The 18,907-nt window shown below is 65.2% G+C and carries 17 protein-coding genes; 4 read left to right on the top strand and 13 right to left on the bottom strand.

Annotated features, from left to right (window positions below; genetic code table 11):
• The first annotated feature begins 34 nt into the window (after positions 1-34).
• A complete protein-coding gene (locus KDW55_RS09740; protein ID WP_212160779.1) occupies positions 35-1,165 on the top strand; it encodes an efflux RND transporter periplasmic adaptor subunit in 1,131 nt (376 codons plus the stop codon).
• Entirely contained in the window at positions 1,162-4,302 is a 3,141-nt protein-coding gene (locus KDW55_RS09735) for an efflux RND transporter permease subunit (RefSeq protein ID WP_212160780.1), read from the top strand. The genes KDW55_RS09740 and KDW55_RS09735 overlap by 4 nt, the downstream gene beginning before the upstream one ends.
• A gap of 75 nt (positions 4,303-4,377) precedes the next feature.
• On the opposite strand, the gene KDW55_RS09730 is transcribed toward KDW55_RS09735, so the two are convergent.
• The 8 genes from KDW55_RS09730 to KDW55_RS09695 form a co-directional block, all read right to left on the bottom strand.
• Positions 4,378-4,776 (bottom strand): RidA family protein, encoded by a 399-nt coding sequence (locus KDW55_RS09730; RefSeq protein WP_069242435.1) that lies wholly within the window; start codon positions 4,774-4,776, stop codon positions 4,378-4,380.
• Between the two features lie 120 nt (positions 4,777-4,896).
• Positions 4,897-5,667 (bottom strand): benzoate diol dehydrogenase BenD, encoded by a 771-nt coding sequence (gene benD, locus KDW55_RS09725; protein WP_038570315.1) that lies wholly within the window; start codon positions 5,665-5,667, stop codon positions 4,897-4,899.
• A gap of 2 nt (positions 5,668-5,669) precedes the next feature.
• A complete protein-coding gene (gene benC / locus KDW55_RS09720) occupies positions 5,670-6,692 on the bottom strand; it encodes a benzoate 1,2-dioxygenase electron transfer component BenC (RefSeq protein WP_069242114.1) in 1,023 nt (340 codons plus the stop codon).
• A 39-nt stretch (positions 6,693-6,731) separates the two neighbouring features.
• Positions 6,732-7,220, bottom strand: a complete 489-nt coding sequence (gene benB, locus KDW55_RS09715; RefSeq protein WP_038570320.1) for a benzoate 1,2-dioxygenase small subunit — start codon at positions 7,218-7,220, stop codon at positions 6,732-6,734.
• Positions 7,217-8,575, bottom strand: coding sequence for a Rieske 2Fe-2S domain-containing protein (locus KDW55_RS09710; protein ID WP_038570321.1), 1,359 nt, complete (start codon positions 8,573-8,575; stop codon positions 7,217-7,219). The genes benB and KDW55_RS09710 overlap by 4 nt, the downstream gene beginning before the upstream one ends.
• A gap of 112 nt (positions 8,576-8,687) precedes the next feature.
• Positions 8,688-9,629: a catechol 1,2-dioxygenase gene (catA, locus tag KDW55_RS09705; RefSeq protein WP_038570323.1), complete on the bottom strand. Its 942-nt coding sequence runs from the start codon at positions 9,627-9,629 to the stop codon at positions 8,688-8,690.
• 76 nt (positions 9,630-9,705) lie between these two features.
• The gene (gene catC / locus KDW55_RS09700) at positions 9,706-9,996 is read right to left on the bottom strand and encodes a muconolactone Delta-isomerase (RefSeq protein WP_038570326.1); all 291 of its coding nucleotides are present in this window, start codon (positions 9,994-9,996) and stop codon (positions 9,706-9,708) included.
• A 45-nt stretch (positions 9,997-10,041) separates the two neighbouring features.
• Positions 10,042-11,178: a muconate/chloromuconate family cycloisomerase gene (locus KDW55_RS09695; RefSeq protein WP_038570329.1), complete on the bottom strand. Its 1,137-nt coding sequence runs from the start codon at positions 11,176-11,178 to the stop codon at positions 10,042-10,044.
• Between the two features lie 396 nt (positions 11,179-11,574).
• Between KDW55_RS09695 and KDW55_RS09690 the strand changes: the two genes are divergently transcribed.
• Complete coding sequence (locus KDW55_RS09690; protein ID WP_349252595.1) at positions 11,575-12,417, top strand: class I SAM-dependent methyltransferase; 843 nt, start codon at positions 11,575-11,577, stop codon at positions 12,415-12,417.
• 138 nt (positions 12,418-12,555) lie between these two features.
• Here KDW55_RS09690 and KDW55_RS09685 read toward each other — a convergent pair whose 3' ends face one another.
• The 4 genes from KDW55_RS09685 to KDW55_RS09675 all read right to left on the bottom strand — a co-directional run bounded on the left by KDW55_RS09685 (position 12,556) and on the right by KDW55_RS09675 (position 16,211).
• Positions 12,556-13,020: a RidA family protein gene (locus KDW55_RS09685; protein ID WP_069242117.1), complete on the bottom strand. Its 465-nt coding sequence runs from the start codon at positions 13,018-13,020 to the stop codon at positions 12,556-12,558.
• Between the two features lie 70 nt (positions 13,021-13,090).
• Positions 13,091-13,213 carry a hypothetical protein gene (locus KDW55_RS29605; protein WP_257785761.1) on the bottom strand — a complete coding sequence of 41 codons (123 nt, stop codon included), beginning with the start codon at positions 13,211-13,213 and terminating at the stop codon, positions 13,091-13,093.
• Between the two features lie 91 nt (positions 13,214-13,304).
• The gene (locus KDW55_RS09680; RefSeq protein ID WP_212197930.1) at positions 13,305-14,813 is read right to left on the bottom strand and encodes a M81 family metallopeptidase; all 1,509 of its coding nucleotides are present in this window, start codon (positions 14,811-14,813) and stop codon (positions 13,305-13,307) included.
• A 114-nt stretch (positions 14,814-14,927) separates the two neighbouring features.
• The gene (locus KDW55_RS09675) at positions 14,928-16,211 is read right to left on the bottom strand and encodes an MFS transporter (RefSeq protein ID WP_069242118.1); all 1,284 of its coding nucleotides are present in this window, start codon (positions 16,209-16,211) and stop codon (positions 14,928-14,930) included.
• A gap of 135 nt (positions 16,212-16,346) precedes the next feature.
• Here KDW55_RS09675 and KDW55_RS09670 point away from each other — a divergent pair, with 135 nt between their 5' ends.
• Positions 16,347-17,264, top strand: coding sequence for a LysR family transcriptional regulator (locus tag KDW55_RS09670; RefSeq protein ID WP_069242119.1), 918 nt, complete (start codon positions 16,347-16,349; stop codon positions 17,262-17,264).
• A gap of 262 nt (positions 17,265-17,526) precedes the next feature.
• Here the strand turns inward: KDW55_RS09670 and KDW55_RS09665 are convergent, their stop codons facing one another.
• Positions 17,527-18,711, bottom strand: a complete 1,185-nt coding sequence (locus KDW55_RS09665; RefSeq protein WP_212160783.1) for a sugar transporter — start codon at positions 18,709-18,711, stop codon at positions 17,527-17,529.
• Positions 18,712-18,907 lie beyond the last annotated feature (196 nt).

Below are 18,907 nucleotides of genomic sequence, written 5' to 3'. Positions count from 1 at the left end.
TGAAAGCCCCGATCACTTCGTCAGTGGGTCTTTCATGGTCCGGCGTCGCCCTCTTCTTGTCCTCGCAACCGCGTCCGCACTGCCCGTCGCGCTAGCCGCCTGCAGCGGAAAAGCGCCGTCCGATCCGCGCACCGAAGCGCCGCTCGTGCGTACCGCCGTCGTGCAGGTGTCGGCTCCCGCATCGCGCGCCTTTACCGGCACCGTCGCCGCCCGCGTGCAAAGCGACCTCGGGTTCCGGGTGTCCGGCAAGGTGCTGGCGCGCCTGGTCGACACCGGGCAGACCGTCCGGCGCGGCCAGCCGCTGATGCGGATCGATCCCGTCGACCTGAAACTCGCGGCGCGCGCACGCGACGAGGCCGTGGCCGCCGCACGGGCCCGCGCGCGGCAGACCGGCGAAGACGAAGCGCGCTACCGCGACCTGCGCGGCACCGGCGCGATATCGGCGTCGGCCTATGACCAGGTCAAGGCCGCGGCCGATGCGGCGAGAGCGCAACTGAGCGCCGCCGAGGCCGACGCCGACGTCGCGCGCAACGCGACCGGCTATGCGGAACTCGTCGCGGACGGTGACGGCGTCGTGATGGAAACGCTCGCGGAACCCGGCCAGGTCGTCAGCGCCGGGCAGCCGGTGGTGCGGCTCGCGCACGCCGGCAGCCGCGAGGCCGCAATCCAGCTGCCGGAAACCCTGCGCCCCGCGATCGGATCGGTCGCGCAGGCCGAGCTGTTCGGTAAGCCGGGCGTGAGCGTGCCCGCGGCGCTGCGTCAGTTGTCCGAGACCGCGGACGCGCGAACGCGCACGTTTGAAGCGCGCTACGTGCTTCAAGGCGCGCTGGCCGACGCACCGCTCGGCGCGACCGTCACGATCCGCATTCCGGACGACGCGCGCTCGGCGCCGCAACGCGCGATGCAAGTGCCGATCGGCGCGCTGCTGGACGCCGGCAAGGGGCCGGGCGTGTGGGTCGTCGCCGGAGAGCCTCCGAAGGTGGGATGGCGGCCGGTTACGGTCGAGCACGTAGACGACGACAGCGCGCGCGTATCCGGGGCCCTGAAGCAAGGCGAGCGGGTCGTCGCGCTCGGCGCGCAGATGCTGCGCGACGGCGAAGCGGTGCGCGTGTCCGCGCCGGCCGCCACCGTGGCGACGGCCGCGAACGAAGGAGCACGGCCGTGAGCGAACGCCGTTTCAACCTGTCGGCACTCGCCGTGCGCGAGCGCGCGATCACGCTGTTCCTGATCTGCCTGATTTCGCTCGCAGGCCTCGTGTCGTTCTTCAAGCTGGGCCGTGCGGAAGACCCGGCGTTCACGATCAAGGTGATGACGATCGTCAGCGCATGGCCTGGTGCGACCGCGCAGGAAATGCACGATCAGGTCGCGGAAAAGATCGAAAAGCGCATGCAGGAGCTGCGCTGGTACGACCGTACCGAAACGTATACGCGCCCCGGCCTCGCGATCACGACGCTGACGCTGCTCGACAGCACGCCGCCGTCCGAGGTGCAGGAGCAGTTCTATCAGGCGCGCAAGAAGATCGGCGATACGGCGAACGATCTGCCAGCCGGCGTGATCGGGCCGCTGGTCAACGACGAATACGCGGACGTCACGTTCGCGCTGTTCGCGCTGAAGGCTCGCGGCGAGCCGCAACGGCTGCTGGTGCGCGACGCCGAGGCGTTGCGCCAGCGGCTGCTGCACGTGGCCGGCGTGAAGAAGGTCGACATCCTCGGCGAGCAGGCCGAGCGCATCTACGTGCAGTTGTCGCACGAGCGGCTCGCGACGCTCGGCGTCAGCCCGCAGGACGTGTTCGCCGCGCTCAACGGCCAAAACCTGCTGACGGCGGCCGGCTCCGTCGAGACGCGCGGGCCCGAGATCTTCATTCGCGTGGACGGCGCATTCGACAAACTGCAGAAGATCCGCGACACGCCGATCGTGTCGCAGGGCCGCACGCTCAAACTGTCCGACATCGCCACCGTCGAGCGCGGCTACGAGGATCCGTCGACGTTCCTGATCCGCAACAACGGCGAGTCCGCGCTGCTGCTCGGCATCGTGATGCGCGACGGCTGGAACGGCCTCGATCTCGGCCGCGCGCTGGACCGCGAAGTCCGCGCGATCAATGCGGAGCTGCCGCTCGGCATGAGCGTGACCAAGGTCACCGACCAGTCGGTGAACATCAGCTCCGCCGTCGACGAGTTCATGGTCAAGTTCTTCGCCGCGCTGCTCGTCGTCATGCTCGTGAGCTTCGTCAGCATGGGCTGGCGAGTGGGCCTCGTCGTCGCCGCTGCCGTGCCGCTGACGCTTGCCGTGGTGTTCGTCGTGATGGCCGCCACCGGCAAGAACTTCGACCGCATCACGCTCGGCTCGCTGATCCTCGCGCTCGGGCTGCTCGTCGACGACGCGATCATCGCGATCGAAATGATGGTCGTGAAAATGGAGGAAGGCTACGGCCGCGTGGCCGCGTCCGCGTACGCATGGAGCCATACGGCCGCGCCGATGCTGGCCGGCACGCTGGTCACCGCGGTCGGCTTCATGCCGAACGGCTTCGCGCGCTCGACCGCCGGCGAATACACCAGCAACATGTTCTGGATCGTCGGGATCGCGCTGATCGCCTCGTGGGTCGTCGCCGTGGTGTTCACGCCGTACCTCGGCGTGAAGATGCTGCCCGAGTTCGGGAAGATCGAGGGCGGCCACGACGGGATCTACGATACGCCGCGCTACAACCGCTTCCGTCGCGTGCTCGCGCGCGTCATCGCACGCAAACGGCTCGTCGCCGGCTCGGTCGTCGGCCTGTTCGTGCTCGCGGTCCTCGGGATGGCGATCGTCAAGAAGCAGTTCTTTCCGATTTCCGATCGCCCCGAGGTGCTGATCGAAGTGCAGATGCCGTACGGCACGTCGATTTCGCAAACGAGCGCCGCGACGTCGAAGGTCGAAGCATGGCTCGCGAAACAGAAGGAAGCGCGTATCGTGACCGCGTACGTCGGCCAGGGCGCGCCGCGCTTCTATCTGGCGATGGGGCCGGAGTTGCCCGATCCGTCGTTCGCGAAGATCGTGATCCGCACGGACAGTCAGGAGGAGCGCGAAGCGCTGAAGGCGCGGCTGCGGCGTGCGATCGCCGACGGGCTCGCGCCAGAAGCGCGCGTACGCGTCACGCAACTCGTGTTCGGCCCGTATTCGCCGTTCCCGGTGGCGTATCGCGTCACCGGTCCCGATCCCGACACGCTGCGCGGCATCGCGGCCAACGTGCAGCACGTGATGAACGGCAGCCCGATGATGCGCACCGTCAATGCCGACTGGGGCACGCGCGCGCCGACGCTGCACTTCACGCTGCAGCAGGATCGCCTGCAGGCCGTCGGGCTGACGTCCAGCGCGGTTGCCCAGCAATTGCAGTTCCTGTTGACCGGCGTGCCCGTCACCGCGGTGCGCGAGGACATCCGGACCGTGCAGGTGATCGCGCGCTCGGGCGGCAATGCGCGGCTCGACCCGGCGCGGCTCGACGACTTCACGCTCGCCGGCGCGAACGGGCAGCGCATTCCGCTGTCTCAGGTCGGCAAGGTCGACGTGCGGATGGAGGAACCGATCATGCGCTGGCGCGACCGCGTGCCGACCATCACCGTGCGCGGCGACATCGCCGACGGCTTGCAGCCGCCCGACGTCTCGGCCGCGATCACGAAGCAGCTGCAGCCGATCATCGCGCGGTTGCCGAACGGCTACCGGATCGAGGAAGCCGGCTCCGTCGAGGAATCGGGCAAGGCGACGAAGGCGATGCTGCCGCTGTTCCCGATCATGCTGGCGATCACGCTCGTGATCATCATCTTTCAGGTGCGATCGATCTCCGCGATGGTGATGGTGTTCATGACGAGCCCGCTCGGGCTGATTGGCGTGGTGCCGACGCTGATCCTGTTCGGGCAGCCGTTCGGCATCAATGCGCTGGTCGGCCTCATCGCGCTATCGGGGATCCTGATGCGCAACACGCTGATCCTGATCGGGCAGATCCATCAGAACGAACAGGCGGGACTCGATCCATTCCATGCGGTGGTCGAAGCGACCGTGCAGCGTGCGCGCCCGGTGATCCTGACCGCGATGGCGGCCGTGCTCGCGTTCATTCCGCTCACGCATTCGGTGTTCTGGGGCACGCTCGCGTACACACTGATCGGCGGCACGTTCGCGGGGACGATCCTCACGCTCGTGTTCCTGCCGGCGATGTACGCGATCTGGTACAGGATCCGCCCCGGCCATTCCGCCGCCGCGCACCACGGCCGGCATGAACCGGCATCGCCGGCCGAGCCGGCACTGCAGCCCGCGCTGGATGCGCGCGATTGACATCCACGCTCACCGTGTCGAAGCCTGCGCAAGTAATTCCGGCTTGCATGATGCGGTGAACCGCTTCGAAGCGGTTCACCGCGACAGCACCGCCACCGCCTTGATCTCGACGATATAACCGGGCGCGCCGCCGAGCATGTGCGCGCCGACCGCGGTCCACGCCGGCCGCGGGTGCGCATGGAAATAGCGGTCGCGCACCTGCATGAACAGCGGCAGGTCGCGCATGTCGGTATGGAAGGTCGTCAAATCGACGACGTCGTCGAGCGACGCCCCGCCCGCTTCGAGCACGCGCTTCAGGTTTTCGAATGCCTGCACGATTTGCGCTTCCCGGTCCTCGACCAGTTTCATCGCCGCGTCGCGGCCGATCTGGCCGGATACGTACACCGTATCGCCAACCTTGATCGCCGGTGCATAGCCGATTTTTTCGTACACGGCTTCCATGCCGGGCGGAATGATCGCTTCGCGTTGGTGCATGAGTGTCTCCGTGGCCGGTCTTGTCGTGCCGGCCGGTTGTAGTTGGATGATGCCGGCATGCACGCCGCGTTGCGGATTGCGCATGCCGGCGGAAGCACGGCTTCCCGCCACGCGGGCCGCTCAACCCGTATCGCCGCCCGCGACCGGCAGCACCGTGCCGGTGATGTAGCTGGCCTCGTCCGACGCAAGGAACAGGATTGGCGCGATCTGTTCGTCGAGCGTGCCGTAGCGCTTGAAGAACGTCGAATCGGTCACCTGCCGTACCGCTTCGGCCATCCACGCCTGTTCCTGCGCGGTGTCGCCGGCCGCATTGCGCGGCACGCGGCGCGGCGGTGCGGTCGTACCGCCGGGCGCGGTCGCGACCACGCGGATGTTGTGCTCCGCATATTCCATCGCGAGCGCGGCCGTCAGCGCATTCACGCCGCCTTTCGCCGCCGAGTACGGCACGCGGCGAATCCCGCGTGTCGCGTTCGACGACACGTTCACGATGGTGCCGCCGCCTGCCGCGAGCAGGTGCGGCAGCACCGCGTGGCAACTGTAGAGCGTCGGCATCAGCGAACGGCGGATTTCCGCGTCGATCTGTGCGGGCTCGAACTCGGCGAACGGGCGCATCCGGATCGCACCGCCGACGCCGTTGATCAGCACGTCGATCCGGCCGAACGTCGCGACCGCGCACGCCATCGCCGCCCGTGCGCCGTCGTAGGTCTCCAGATCGGCGACGAAGCCGGCGGTGTTGCCGCCCGGCGCTTCGGCCGCCACGTCGGCGACGAAATCCGCGCGATCGACGAACAGCACGTTGCCGCCTTCGGCTGCCGCGCGCAGCGCGACGCCGCGGCCGATACCTTGCGCCGCGCCGGTGACGACGACGACTTTTCCCGAGAATCGCTGCATGGTCACGCCGCCTTTGCCGTTACGTTCGGCGTGAATTTCTCGTAGTGGAAGCTGTGCGGCTTCACGCCGTGATCGTCGAAATACTGGCGCACCGCATCGACCATCGGCGGCGGGCCGCACAGATAGACGTCCACGTCGCCGTCGTTCAGCGCATCGGCCGGAATGTGCTGCGTGACCCAGCCCTTGCGTGCGTGGTTCGACGCGGAATCGGCGACGACCGTCGCAAAGCTGAAGTTCGGCAGCTTCGCCGCATACGCTTCGATCGAATCGACCAGCACGAGATCGAGATCGCGCGTCACGCCGTAGATCAGGTGCACCTTCTGCTGCGACCCGCTGCGCGCGAGCATTTCCAGCATCGACAGGAACGGCGCGAGGCCCGTGCCGCCGGCGAGGAACAGCAGCGGCCGCTCGACGTCGCGCAGGTAAAAGCTGCCGAGCGGCCCGTTCAGTTCGAGCGTGTCGCCAGGTTTCGCGGAAGCGAGCCACGTGCTCATCACACCGCCCGGAATCTTCTTGATCAGGAACCCGATTTTCGCGTCGCCCGGCGCGGACGAGAACGAATACGACCGGTGCTGGCCGCTGCCGGGCACGCCGATGTTCACGTACTGGCCCGGCAGGAACGCCGGTGCGGCCGCGCCGACGTCGAGCTCGAGGACGATCGCCGCATCGTTGTGCGGCTCGACCTTCGTCACGGTCGCGACGAACGCGCTGTGGCCGGTCTTGCACGCGACCGACGACGTCGGCACCGCAATCACGCAGTCGCTTTGCGGCACCATCTGGCACGTGAGCACGAGGCCGCTCTCCTTCTCGTCCTCGGTGAGCGCGTCGTCGATGTAGTCGTCGCCGAGGTCGTAGGCGCCGCTTTCCGCACGGCACTTGCAGGTGCCGCACACGCCGTCGGAGCAATCCATCGGCAGGTTGATCTTCGCGCGGAACGCCGCATCCAGCACTTTTTCGCCGGCCTTGCAGTCGATGAAGCGGGTGACCCCGTCCTCGAAGTTCAGTGCAATTTTGTAGGTGGACATGACCTCGTCTCCCTGTGTTACGTGTCGAAACAATGGGCGTCAGACGTGGTACACGTCGAGCACCTGCCGGATGTAGTCGTTTTTCAGCACGATCTTCTTGTTCGAGATCAGCAGTGCATCGCCCACTTGGCGCAGCGTGACGAACATCGTGCCGAAGAAGTGGTCGGTCACGCGATAGCGGTGGTTCAGCGTGTGGAAGTTGTAGCGCACGTCCACCTCGCCGTCGCGCTCGGCCAGCACCTCGACGTTCGTCACGTTGTGGCTCGTGCGCGGCTCCGGCGTCGATGCGCCGCTGCGCTCGGTCTTGATCCGGAACACGCGATCCTCGAGCCCGCCGCGATCCGCGTAATACATCAGCGAGATCTGGCTGTGCGGATCGTCGGTCGGCCGGTCGTCGTCGTCCCATGCGGGCATCCAGTACGTGACGTCCTCCGTGTAGCAGGTCAGCCACTCGTCCCACTCGCGATCGTCGAGCAGGCGCGCCTCGCGATACAGCGTCGCGCAAATCGTCCGGTAATCGATGTTCATGCCGCCACCTCTGCGCGTTCCTTCTTCAGTGCGTCGCGCATCACGTGCACCCAGTGTTCGTGCTGGCACACGAACAGCCCTTCGTCTTCGCTGCGCTCGCCGGAAATGCGCGGGTTCAGCCCCATCTTCGTCGCGTTCTCGTCCGGACCGTCGATCCACAACGGCGCGCCGCGCGACAGGTCGTTCCACATCGCCGTGATGCCCGCGTAGCCGGCCTGGCATGCGCGGAACTCCTCCAGGTCGTCGGCCGTGCCCATTCCGGTCACGTTGAAGAAGTCCTCGTACTGACGAATCCGCGTGGCGCGGTCGGCTTCGCTCTCGCCCTTCGGTGCGAAGCAGAAGATGCTGACTTCGGTCTTGTCGACCGCGAGCGGCCGCACGACGCGGATCTGCGTGCTGAACTGGTCCATCAGGAACACGTTCGGATACACGCACAGGTTGCGCGTCTGGTTCACGATGAAGTCCGCCCGCACTTCGCCCACGCGCGCCTTGATCTCGTCGCGATGCCGGTACACCGGCCGCACTTCCGGGTTCATCGTCTTGGTCCACAGCAGGATGTGGCCGTTGTCGAAGCCGTACACGCCCGCGACCGACTTGCTCCAACTGTTCGCATCGACGGCCTTCGTGCCGTCTTCCTTGCGGCGGCCCATCGTCGCCGCGTAGTTCCAGTGCACGGTGCTCACGTGATAGCCGTCGCAGCCGTTCTCCATCTGCATCTTCCAGTTGCCTTCGTAGATGTAGGAGGAGTTGCCGCGCAGCACTTCGAGGCCGTTCGGCGCCTGGTCGACGATCTGGTCGATGATCACGCGCGCCTCGCCGAGGTAGTCTTCCAGCGGCAACACGTCGTCGCTGAGGCTGCCGAACAGGAAGCCGCGATAGCTCTGGAAGCGCGCGACTTTCTTCAGGTCGTGCGAGCCGTGCGTGTTGAACTGCACCGGATACTCGGTCGTCTTCTCGTCCTTCACCTTCAGCAGCTTGCCGGTGTTCGAGAAGGTCCAGCCGTGGAACGGGCACGTGAAGCTGCCCTTGTTGCCGTGCTTGCGGCGGCACAGCATCGCGCCCTTGTGCGCGCATGCATTGATCACCGCGTGCAGCTCGCCGGTCTTGTCGCGCGTGATGACGATCGGCTGACGGCCGATCCACGTCGTGTAGTAATCGTTGTTGTTCGGGATCTGGCTCTCGTGCGCGAGGTACACCCAGTTTCGCTCGAAGATGTGCTTCATCTCGAGTTCGTACAGCGCCTCGTTCGTGAAGATGTCGCGGCGGCAGCGGAAGATGCCGGCCTCCTTGTCGTCCTGCACGGCGGTCGCGAGCAGCTGGTCCAGTTCGGTGGTGGGGTCGATCGTGGTGGACATGGTGGTTCCTCCTGCGCGCGCGACGGGTCCTGCAAGCGCGCTCGCATCGGTATCGATTGAATCTCGGGGCCGGCAGCAGCGGCGCACGCGCGCCGCCGCGCCGTCGGGTGCGTTATGCCGCGGCCGAAGCGCGCAGGCGTTCGACGATCTGGTTGTCCTTGCCGCCGACGCGCGGCGTCAGCACGAAGTCGAACTCGATGTCCTGATACGCGTCCGCCTTCATCCCGAGCGCGGTGCCGCCGGTCTTTTCGGTCACGGGCGGGATCAGCTCCTCGCGCGTCGCATACGCGAAGTCGTCCCAGATCAGCGGGTCGCCGTCGATGTTGAACTGCGTCGTCAACTTGCGGTGGTCGTCGCTCGTCACGAAGAAGTGCACGTGCGCCGGACGGTTGCCGTGGCGGCCGAGGCGGTCGAGCAGTTGCTGCGTCGCGCCCTGCGGCGGGCAGCCGTAGCCGACCGGCATCAGCGTACGGAATTCGTACTTGCCGTCCGCGCCCGTGCGTACCGCGCCGCGCAGGTTGAAATCGCTCTGCTTGCCGGTCGGATCGAAGTGCGAATAGAAGCCGTGCGAATTCGCGTGCCAGCATTCGACCAGCGCGCCGGCCACCGGCTTGCCGTCGAGATCCTTCACCGTGCCGTGAATCACCAGCGGGCCCGCGCCTTCGTCCGCATCGACGTCGATCTTCGAGACGCCATCGCGCACCGGCGCACCGGCAACGTACAGCGGTCCTTCGATCGTGCGCGGCGTGCCGCCGTCGAGGCCAAGCGCCTCGTCCTCGGCGTCCATCCGGATGTCGAGATACTTCTCGAGGCCGAGGCCAGCCGCGAGCAGCGCGGCTTCGCCGTCCTGGCCGAGCTTGTTCAGGTAGTTCACGCCGGCCCACACTTCGTCGGGCGTGATGTCGAGGTCGTCGATCGCCTTGAACAGGTCGCCGAGCAGCCGCAGCACGATTTGCTGCGTGCGCGCATCGCCGTTCGCGCCTTTCGCGTCCGCGTTGGATGCGGCCTTCAGCAGATCCTGCACTTCCTTCGTTTCGAAAACTTTGACGCTCATGATGGTGTCTCCACGTGTATTTGGGGGAATGGCGACCGGGGCGTGCTCGCTGCCGATGCAGCGGCGCCGCCGCGGCTCAAACGTCGCCGTCGTGTACCGACGACGGGTGGCGACACAACGGCGTCACCGAAATCTTCATGTACGGAAACAGCGGCAGGCCGGTCAGTATCTCGTGCAGTTCGGCGTTGCCCGACACGTCGAACACACTGTAGTTCGCGTATTCGCCTGCGATGCGCCAGATGTGGCGCCACTTGCCGGTGCGCTGCAGATCCTGCGAATACGCCTTCTCGCGGGCTTTGATCTCGTCGGCCACCGCGGCGGGCAAGTCGGCCGGGATGTTGACGTCCATGCGTACGTGGAAAAGCATCGTGATGTCCTGATACGTCGTTCAGTTGGGGCGGCGCCGCTCGATTCAGCGGGACACTTTCGTCAGCCCGTCTCGGGTGAAGCGTGCGACCTTTGCTTCGTCGAGTTCGATGCCGAGGCCCGGGCCGTTCGGCACGGTCAGCTCGAAATCGCTGTAGTCGAGCGGGGTCGCGAGAATCTCTTCGGTAATCAGCAGCGGCCCGAACAGTTCGGTGCCCCACTGCAGGTTCGCGAAGCTCGCAAACAGGTGCGCGGAGGCGACCGTGCTGAACGCGCCTTCAAGCATCGTGCCGCCGTACAGCTCGATGCCGGCCGCATCCGCGATCGCCGCGACGCGCTGCGCGGCGAACAGGCCGCCGCTCTGCTCGATCTTGATCGCGAACACGTCGGCGCCGTGGTGCTTCGCGATTTCGAACGCGCTGTCGGGGCCCTGCAGAATTTCGTCGGCCATCAGGGCGACCGGGAAGCGGCGCATCAGCCGCGCCAGCGCGGCCGCCGACGCCACCGGCTGCTCGACCAGTTCGCAACCGGCATCGGCGAGCGCCGGAATCGCGCGCGCAGCCTGCGTTTCGGTCCATGCCATGTTCACGTCGACGCGCACCGACGCGCGCTCGCCCACGGCCCGCTTGATCTCGGCCACGTGCCGGATGTCCGCGTCAAGCGCCTTCGCGCCGATCTTCAGCTTGAACACGTTGTGGCGGCGCAGGTCGAGCATTCGTTCGGCTTCGGCGATATCGGTTGCCGTGTTGCCCGATGCGAGCGTCCATGCGACCGGCAGCCGATCGCGGCGGCGGCCGCCCAGCAGTTCGCTGACCGGCACGCCGAGACGCTTGCCGTGCGCGTCGAGCAGCGCGGTTTCGAGTGCGCTCTTCGCAAAGTGATTGACCTTCGCGAGCTTGCCGAGGAACGCCATCAGCGTCTGGATGCGCGTCGCGTCGTGGCCGATGATCGCCGGTGCGAGGTATGCATCGATCGCGAGCTTCATCGCTTCGGGACTTTCCGGGCCGTAGGCCATCCCGGCGATCGTCGTGCCTTCGCCGATACCCGTCACGCCATCGCTGCACGTCACCTTCACGAGCATCAGCGTCTGGCCGTGCATCGTGGCAACCGACAGCTTGTGCGGACGGATCGTCGGCAGGTCGACGAGGCGGGTTTCAATGCGTTCGATGGTGATCGGGGACATGGGGTTCGCTGCGTGTCGGGAGTTCATGGAACGGATTTATACGCGGCGGGGAAATGGAGCGTCCAATACTTTTGGTTTCGTTTTTTGATACCTGCTGGGTATTGAAACGTGGGCTAACTGCGGAAATATTGCGGTGCGCCATACCTTTTTGGGTTAGACATGTGCGCCGGGAGGCTTGATGGAGCGCGATCGCGGAGGTTCGGCGCGGTGCATGGACGCTGCTGCGACGCGGCTGCGTCCGCGAGCGGAAACCTGGGTTGATGTCCGTGCTTCGACGAGTCGAATCAGGGTTTTCCTTAAGGGGAAACGGTGGTGGGCGGCGGCTCGGCTTTCCGCTTCGGCTCGGCAGAATGATCGCGACGCACCCTGCATGCGGAGACGGCCGTTCGGGGCTCCTTGACGACGCCCCACAACGCACAGGCTGCAGCGAGCCGCGCAAAATCGCTCGATGTTCACCGCTGGGGCCAGTTGCCGGAGTTCAACACCTGCGGTGTCGGTCATCGCCGCGCGTTGGACGCCGGTCGCCAGATTGGCGAGAATCCGGCAATTCGCGCAGGCTCGCTGCACGTGGAGGCGATGGTGTCCATCGGCGTAAACGGAACGGAAGGCTACGACACAGATGCCAAGTCGCTCATCGCGCGTTGGCAGGACGTCTCATTCGAAATGAAACACAAAGCGGTTATCCATCTCCTTCCCGTCTGTCCGTCCGACGTGCTCGACGTGGGCGCCGGCATCGGAACCGACGCAGCCGCGCTGGCAGCGATGGGGCATACCGTTGTGGCAGTAGAACCGGTGGACGCGTTGCGCCGTGCAGGAATGGATCTGCACTCGTCTTTGCGGATCGAATGGGTGGACGACAGTCTGCCGCATCTCGCGTATTTGCGTTCCCGGCAGAGAACATTCGGCTTGATCATCCTTTCCGCCGTCTGGATGCATCTGGACGAACGCGAACGTAGCGAGGCGATGTCGACCGTCGATTCCTTGCTACGGGACGACGGCATGATCGTAATGTCCCTGCGCCACGGCCCTGTCCCCGACGGTCGCCGAATGTTTGACGTTTCAGCGGCAGAAACCGTGCGGTTGGCGAGGAACCATCACTACAGAACCGTGCTGAATATCGAAACCGAATCGGTCCAACACGCAAATCGGCGACGCGGCGTGACGTGGAGCTGGCTCGCCTTTGTCAAGGCGAGCGGCGGCGGCAACGCCGGTCGATCGGGTCGGTCCGACAGCGGATAGCATCGCACGCAACTGGAGCGACCGATATCCCTCTGAACCGTTGACGCTGCAATGTGGCTATCGTGCGAAAAGGTCCGAATCCGGAAGATACCGCTGATCGGGGCGATATCTCACAGTCGGTTCGTTCGACGCAAAGCGTCATTGCACCTCGGCGATCAGTTCTATCTCGACGCAAGCACCAAGCGGAATCTGCGCCACGCCGAACGCGGAGCGTGCATGCTTGCCGCGTGCGCCAAATACTTGAGCGAGCAGATCCGATGCGCCATTCGTCACCAGATGCTGGTCCGTGAAATCCTGTGTCGAATTCACAATGCTCGTCACCTTGACGATTCGCGTCACACGATTGAGGTCGCCCGCTTGCGCATGCAACGTAGCGAGCAGGTCGATCGCCGTTGCTCGCGCCGCGGCCTTGCCGTCATCCGCCGAAAGATTGTCGCCGAGCTTGCCGACCCACACCTTGCCGTCCTTTTTGGCGATATGCCCGGACAAATGGATCGTATTTCCGGTCTGCACGCTCATGACGTAAGCGGCGGCCGGTGCGCTGACTGCGGGCAATTCAATGCCGAGTTCTTTCAGGGTGTCATATACATTCGCTTGAGACATTTCGTGTCCTGATGGGTTAAAGCGGTGTCGCATTCCTGATTGGCGCGCCGTCGGGGTGATGCGCCGCGGGTCACATGCGCGCTACGCCGATCACGGCATTGGCAACAAGCACGGTCAGGCTCGGTTCCATTGCGCCGATACCGACTGCCGTGGTCCGCACGAAGCGGCGCGGGGCGTTGATCTGATCTGCCATGAGAACGCTCCTCGTGGTGGATTTCACCCGTTCGCGCGTGAGCCTGAATCGCGGCGGTATCCATGCGAAGTTCGCGTGGTCGAGCGTGTCGTCATGCGACGACCGGGCGAATCTCGTTGAAGGAAGGCCCTTTCGGACGTACGCGGATGTGCGGATCAAGACGCTGCCACGGCAGATCGGCCGGGTCCGCCGCCATCGGTCCGGGCGCCTTCGCAACGAGAATGGTCTCCGCGATAGCCTGAAAATCCGCACGAAAATGGACCGAGCTTTTATTGACCAGAATCTTCATCTGCTCGGGTTGGATGCCCGCAACGCGATAGAGATTGCGATCGAAAATCTGCATCTTGACGCTGCTGACAGCGATTCGCACGCCGTCGATACGCAGGCAAGCAACCGGTCCGAGTTCGCCCGTCATGCCGTTCAGCATCGGACCGTCGAAGCGGAAACGACCGTCGGACACATGGTCCACCTCGAACATGCCATTCAGCGGCTCATCGCCGGGCACGCCCGAACGGCCCCCCAGCGCAAGCTCGATGCGCGCGCCGACACCGGCGCGATGCGCGGCGGCGGCTGCGTCTGCATCCCAGATCACACCGACCGCGGCATCGGTCGCACCATTGCGCAGCAGCGCGCGCACCATGCCCATCGTATTCGAGTCGCCGCCCACGCCGGGGTTATCCTGCGTGTCGGCGATGATGACCGGCTTGTCGGCGTTTCGGCCGATCCGCATGGCTTCGACAACCGCTTCGTCCGGGGTAAGGAACGGCACTTCCCATGAAGATTCTTCCGCGAGCATTCTGGCGTACAGCGAGTCGATCGCCTTCGTGAGCACGTCATTGTCGAATCCGTAACCCCAGATCACCGGACCGCACTCGGGGAAGTCCGCAGCCGGAAAACCTGGTGCAAACGACAGCGACACGCCCGTATCGCGCTCGAGCGATGCCAGCGCGGTGTACATGTCGCGGGCGGGCGCGATCAGCGTGCACATGCCGTTCACCGGAATCAGAAATGGAACGCGCCGGACGACTCGCGTGAATTTGCGCTTCTCCGCGATCAGCCTGTCGAGCAGATGCGCCGCTCGCTCGCCCGTTTCGGCCATGTCGACGTGCGGGTACGTCCGGTACGCAACCATCGCATCCGCGTGCTTCAACATGCGCTCGGTCACGTTTGCATGCAGATCGAGCGACACCACGAGCGGCATGCTGTCGCCGACCAGCGCACGCACGCGCTCGAGCAGCTCGCCTTCGCCGTCGTCGGTGTGCTCCGCGACCATCGCCCCGTGCAGGTCCAGATAGACGGCGTCGAAGCCGCCCGCTTCGACAGCGCCGGTGATCTCGCCGGCAATGCGCTCGAATGCGTCCACAGTCACATGCGCCGACGCGCTCGCGCCCGCCCAGATCACTGGAATCAGCTCGTGTCCTTGCGCCTGCGTTACGTTGATGAAGCCGCCGATCGGGACGTTCACGTCGCGCAGATTCAGCACGTCGACGCCGCGCGCCAGCGGCGGAAATCCTTCGCCTTGAACAAAGCTCTGGAACGACGCCTTGGTCGGCGCGAACGTGTTGGTCTCATGCTGAAAGCCTGCAATCAGGATCTTCATTGCCATTCATCCTTCTGTTCGATATGGAAAGGACGTGGCCTTTCCAAAGTCATGACTCGCTGCCCTGGGGAAACACTCAGCCGGCGGACGCTGCATGGCGGCACTGTTGAATCGTCAATGGATGCCGCGCTTGTTCGTGACAACCACGACCGATGCAATCGCAGCCATCCCCGCCATGACGAGCAAACCGGCGTGCATGCTGCCCGTGGCGGCCTTGGTCCAGCCGATGACGGCCGGTCCCCAGAAACCGCCGGACAACCCGATCGTATTGATGAGCGCGATGCCGCCCGCCGCGGCCGGCCCTTTGATGTACTCGGACGGAATGGCCCAGAAAACCGTGTACGCCATCCACATCATTGCCGTGGCGAGCGTGAGCGTAGCGAGCGTCAGGACCAGATTGCCGTCGGTGAAAACGGTCGACGCGAGAAGCAACGCGCCGACGAGCGCGGGCACCGCGCAGTGATAGCGCCGCTCGCCGACGCGATCCGAACGGCGGCCGGCGAAGTACATGCCGAACGCGGCCGCCGCATACGGGATCGCGACGTACCAGCCGAGCCGCGTCATGTCCGCTACACCGTGGTCTTTCAGCAAGGCCGGCAGCCAGAAGCTGATCGCATAGATCGGAAAGATGATGCAGAAGTACGCGAGTGCGAGAACGTAGACGCGCGGGTTCTTCGCCACGGCCCGGAACGAATGGTCGCGCGTGGCGGGTGCGCCGACCTCGCTTTCGAGCAGGCGTTGCTCGTCGGCGGAAAGCCACTTCGCTTCGGAGGGTCGGTCCGACAATACGAACAGCGTCAGCACGCCGAGCACGATGCACGGCAGGCCTTCGACCAGAAACATCCACTGCCATCCGGCCAGTCCGCCGACACCTGACGACGTCGACATCAGCCACGCGGACAACGGCCCGCCGACAATGCCGCCAATCGGCCCAGCGACGAACACGATGGCAATCGCGCGCGCCATGCGCGCGGGACCGTACCAGCGCGACAGGTAATAGATCATGCCAGGCGCGAATCCGGCTTCGAAGACGCCCAGCAGGAAGCGCATCGCGTAGAACATCGGCACGTTCCGCACGAAGAGCATGCACGCGGACGTGATGCCCCACAGTACGAGGATGCGGCTGAAGGTCTTGCGTGCACCGACTTTCGGCAACATCAGGTTGCTCGGAATCTCGAACAGCACGTAGCCGAGAAAGAAGATGCCCGCGCCCACGCCATAAGCGGCATCGGAGAATCCGAGGTCGCTTTGCATCTGAAGTTTGGCAAACCCGACGTTCACGCGATCGAGATACGCGAACATGTAGCAGGTGACGAGAAACGGCAAAAGCCGCCAGTTGAGCTTGCTGTAGAGAGACGAAACGGCGTCTTCGGCTCTCAAGGTCTGGATCGCTGACATAGGTGTCTCCGTTGTCCCCGTGTTCGTCCGGCTCATCGGGTAGGAGCATCGTGTCGCGAAGCAGACCTGCCAGCAAGAGCAACTATACTTACAGATCGTTGCTCTACGAGCAACGCAGCAATTCGGAGGCTTCCAATGCGCGAAATCAACCAGACACGGCTGCGTTACTTCCACGAAGTGCTGGTTCACGGCACGATTCGGGGCGCGGCGGACCACCTCAACACATCGCCGTCCGTGATCACGCGGCAGATCAGGCTGCTCGAAGACGAACTGGGCGCCACGCTTTTCGAACGCGAGGCGCGCGGCGTGAGGCCGACCGAGGCGGCGGCGCATCTGCTGGAATTCTGGCGCGGGTACCGATCACAGCAGGAAAAGTTCGAGGACCAGTTGCAGGCGCTGAAAGGCCTTCAGCAAGGGCATATTCAGCTGGCGGTCAGCGAAGGGTATGTCGACACGCTGGTTGACGACGTGCTGGCACCGTTCTGCACGCAGTATCCGAAGCTGGAAGTCGGCGTGGAGATGCTGCCCGTCGACGATGTATTGAACGAAGTCGCGGAAAGTCGCGCGCATATCGGGCTGGCGTACAACCCGCCGCCGCATCCGCGTATCGAATATCGTGCGAGTTCGGCGCAACCCGTTGTGCTGCTCGTTCGCCGAGATCATCCACTGGCGACCCGCGGTGGGCCGGCGAATGTCGAGGATCTGCTCACCTGGCCGCTCGCGCTGATGCCTGCGACGTTCGGCATCGGCCATGTCGTCAAGATGCTGGAATTCGCCGAGAACATCAAAATCAGGCCGACGTTGACCACGAATTCGCTGGCCGCGCTAAAGCGCTTTGTTTCAACCGGGCATTTCGCGACGCTGATCGGGGAATTCGCCGCCTATCGCGAGATCGCGGCCGGCGACCTGTGTATTGTGCCGATCGCGCATCCGCTGTTTCAGGACACGAAAGCGCGATTGCTCGTTAAATCCGGGCGGCCGCTGGCGACCGGCCCTCAGGAACTGCTCGAATGGATCCTGAGGCGGATGCCGATGTTCGACAACCAAAGCTGACGCGGCACCAGATCGACATACTTGCCGGCACTTCGATGCGCAGCGCGTTGACCCGGCGGTAATCGTCCGGGACCAGCGCCGCGATCATCGGGCCGATGTCGTCGGGGCGCCGACGCTGCGAGGCACGGTCACGTCCGCCAAAATGCGCCCGATTTCTGTACGGTTTCCGCGCCGGAACCGCAACCGCGCCCCGCTTGCGCGCGCCGTCACGGTGCGAAACGAGCCGCGCACCCGCTTTTCCACCGCGGCTTCCCGTGCGGGCTTACGCCACCGCCCTTCGCTCATACAGCCGCAGCGCGGCCCACGCGATCCCCGCCGACACGATGCCGACCACGCCGCCGAACGTACCGATCCACGACAGCCCGAAGTCATCGGCGATATGGTTGCCGAGCAACGCGCCGGCCCCGATGCCGACGTTGTACAGCCCGGAAAAGATCGACACCGCGAGATCGGTCGCGTCCGGCGCGAGCTTCAGCACCCACGCCTGCATCGCCAGACCGAAACATACGATCGCGCCGCCCCACACGAGCGTATGAACGGACAGCGTGACGATGTTCAGCGCGCACGGGAACAGGATCAGCAAGCACGCCGACAACGCGACGATCGACGCGAGCAGGAAATCGGCCGGCCGCTCCGGAAACACGCGATTGAAGCAGACCGCTGCCGGCATTCCGGCGACGCCGAACAGGATCAGCACGTAGGTAATCCGGCTGCTGCTCGCGTGATTGACGTTCTGCACGAACGGTTCGATATACGTGTACGACGTGAAATGCGCGGATACGACGAGCACGGTGATCGCGTACAGCGCGACGAGCGCCGGCTTCCTGAGAAACATCCCGATGCTCGCGAGCGAGCCGGCGCCCTGGCTCGGCAGCACGGGCAACGTCGCGCGCAGCATCAGCAGCGCGACGGCCGCCGCCGCGCCGATCACGAGGAACGTGGTGCGCCAGCCGAGCGCCTCGCCGATCACGCGGCCGAGCGGAATGCCGGCGACCATCGCGATCGCCGAGCCCATCGCAAGCAGGCTGAGCGCGCGGCTTTTGCGCTCGCTCGGCGCGAGCCGCACGGCCAGCGGCACGGAAATCGACCAGAACACCGCATGCGCGCACGCGATGCCGAGCCGGCCGATCATCAGCACCGGGAAATTCCATGCGACGCCGGTCACGACGTGGCTGCCGATGAACACCAGCAGCGCGACGCTCAACAGCTTGCGCCGCTCGACGTGACGCGTGAAGAACGTCAGCGGCAGCGACACGACGGCGACGGCCCACGCATAGATGGTCAGCATCAGGCCGACGGCGGTCGGCTGCATCCGCAGGCTGTCGCCGATCGCGCTCAGCAGCGCGACGGGCACGAATTCGGTGGTATTGAAGATGAAGGCGGTGAGGGCCAGGGCCAGAACGCCCCACCATGATTGTTCGGAACTGACGGCGTCGGGGGTTGCCATACTGGGATTCGACGGAGGTTGGGCGCGCGCGGGCCGCCCGCCCGGCGCATCGGCGCGATTGTACCAGCGGCGTTCGACACGCTGCCGCCGGGCGCGGCGCACGCGGCCCGGGACATGGCCGTGACACGGCCGCGCGCCGATAATGTGACGACTCGGTTTTTGCCGACGATTTGCCCGGACGTGATCGGGCCAGGAG

It is taken from the genome of Burkholderia sp. AU19243 (assembly GCF_018148075.1).
GTDB classification, from domain to species: domain Bacteria; phylum Pseudomonadota; class Gammaproteobacteria; order Burkholderiales; family Burkholderiaceae; genus Burkholderia; species Burkholderia latens_A.
This window is presented reverse-complemented; position numbering and strand designations above follow the sequence as displayed.

Bases quoted from the DNA above. Each gene is read 5' to 3' on its own strand.
- KDW55_RS09740 (WP_212160779.1), top strand. From the start codon at position 35: ATGGTCCGGCGTCGCCCTCTTCTTGTCCTCGCAACCGCGTCCGCACTG.
- KDW55_RS09730 (WP_069242435.1), bottom strand. From the start codon at position 4,776: ATGCACCAACGCGAAGCGATCATTCCGCCCGGCATGGAAGCCGTGTAC.
- benD (WP_038570315.1), bottom strand. From the start codon at position 5,667: ATGCAGCGATTCTCGGGAAAAGTCGTCGTCGTCACCGGCGCGGCGCAA.
- benC (WP_069242114.1), bottom strand. From the start codon at position 6,692: ATGTCCACCTACAAAATTGCACTGAACTTCGAGGACGGGGTCACCCGC.
- benB (WP_038570320.1), bottom strand. From the start codon at position 7,220: ATGAACATCGATTACCGGACGATTTGCGCGACGCTGTATCGCGAGGCG.
- KDW55_RS09710 (WP_038570321.1), bottom strand. From the start codon at position 8,575: ATGTCCACCACGATCGACCCCACCACCGAACTGGACCAGCTGCTCGCG.
- catA (WP_038570323.1), bottom strand. From the start codon at position 9,629: ATGAGCGTCAAAGTTTTCGAAACGAAGGAAGTGCAGGATCTGCTGAAG.
- catC (WP_038570326.1), bottom strand. From the start codon at position 9,996: ATGCTTTTCCACGTACGCATGGACGTCAACATCCCGGCCGACTTGCCC.
- KDW55_RS09695 (WP_038570329.1), bottom strand. From the start codon at position 11,178: ATGTCCCCGATCACCATCGAACGCATTGAAACCCGCCTCGTCGACCTG.
- KDW55_RS09685 (WP_069242117.1), bottom strand. From the start codon at position 13,020: ATGTCTCAAGCGAATGTATATGACACCCTGAAAGAACTCGGCATTGAA.
- KDW55_RS29605 (WP_257785761.1), bottom strand. From the start codon at position 13,213: ATGGCAGATCAGATCAACGCCCCGCGCCGCTTCGTGCGGACCACGGCA.
- KDW55_RS09680 (WP_212197930.1), bottom strand. From the start codon at position 14,813: ATGAAGATCCTGATTGCAGGCTTTCAGCATGAGACCAACACGTTCGCG.
- KDW55_RS09675 (WP_069242118.1), bottom strand. From the start codon at position 16,211: ATGTCAGCGATCCAGACCTTGAGAGCCGAAGACGCCGTTTCGTCTCTC.
- KDW55_RS09670 (WP_069242119.1), top strand. From the start codon at position 16,347: ATGCGCGAAATCAACCAGACACGGCTGCGTTACTTCCACGAAGTGCTG.
- KDW55_RS09665 (WP_212160783.1), bottom strand. From the start codon at position 18,711: ATGGCAACCCCCGACGCCGTCAGTTCCGAACAATCATGGTGGGGCGTT.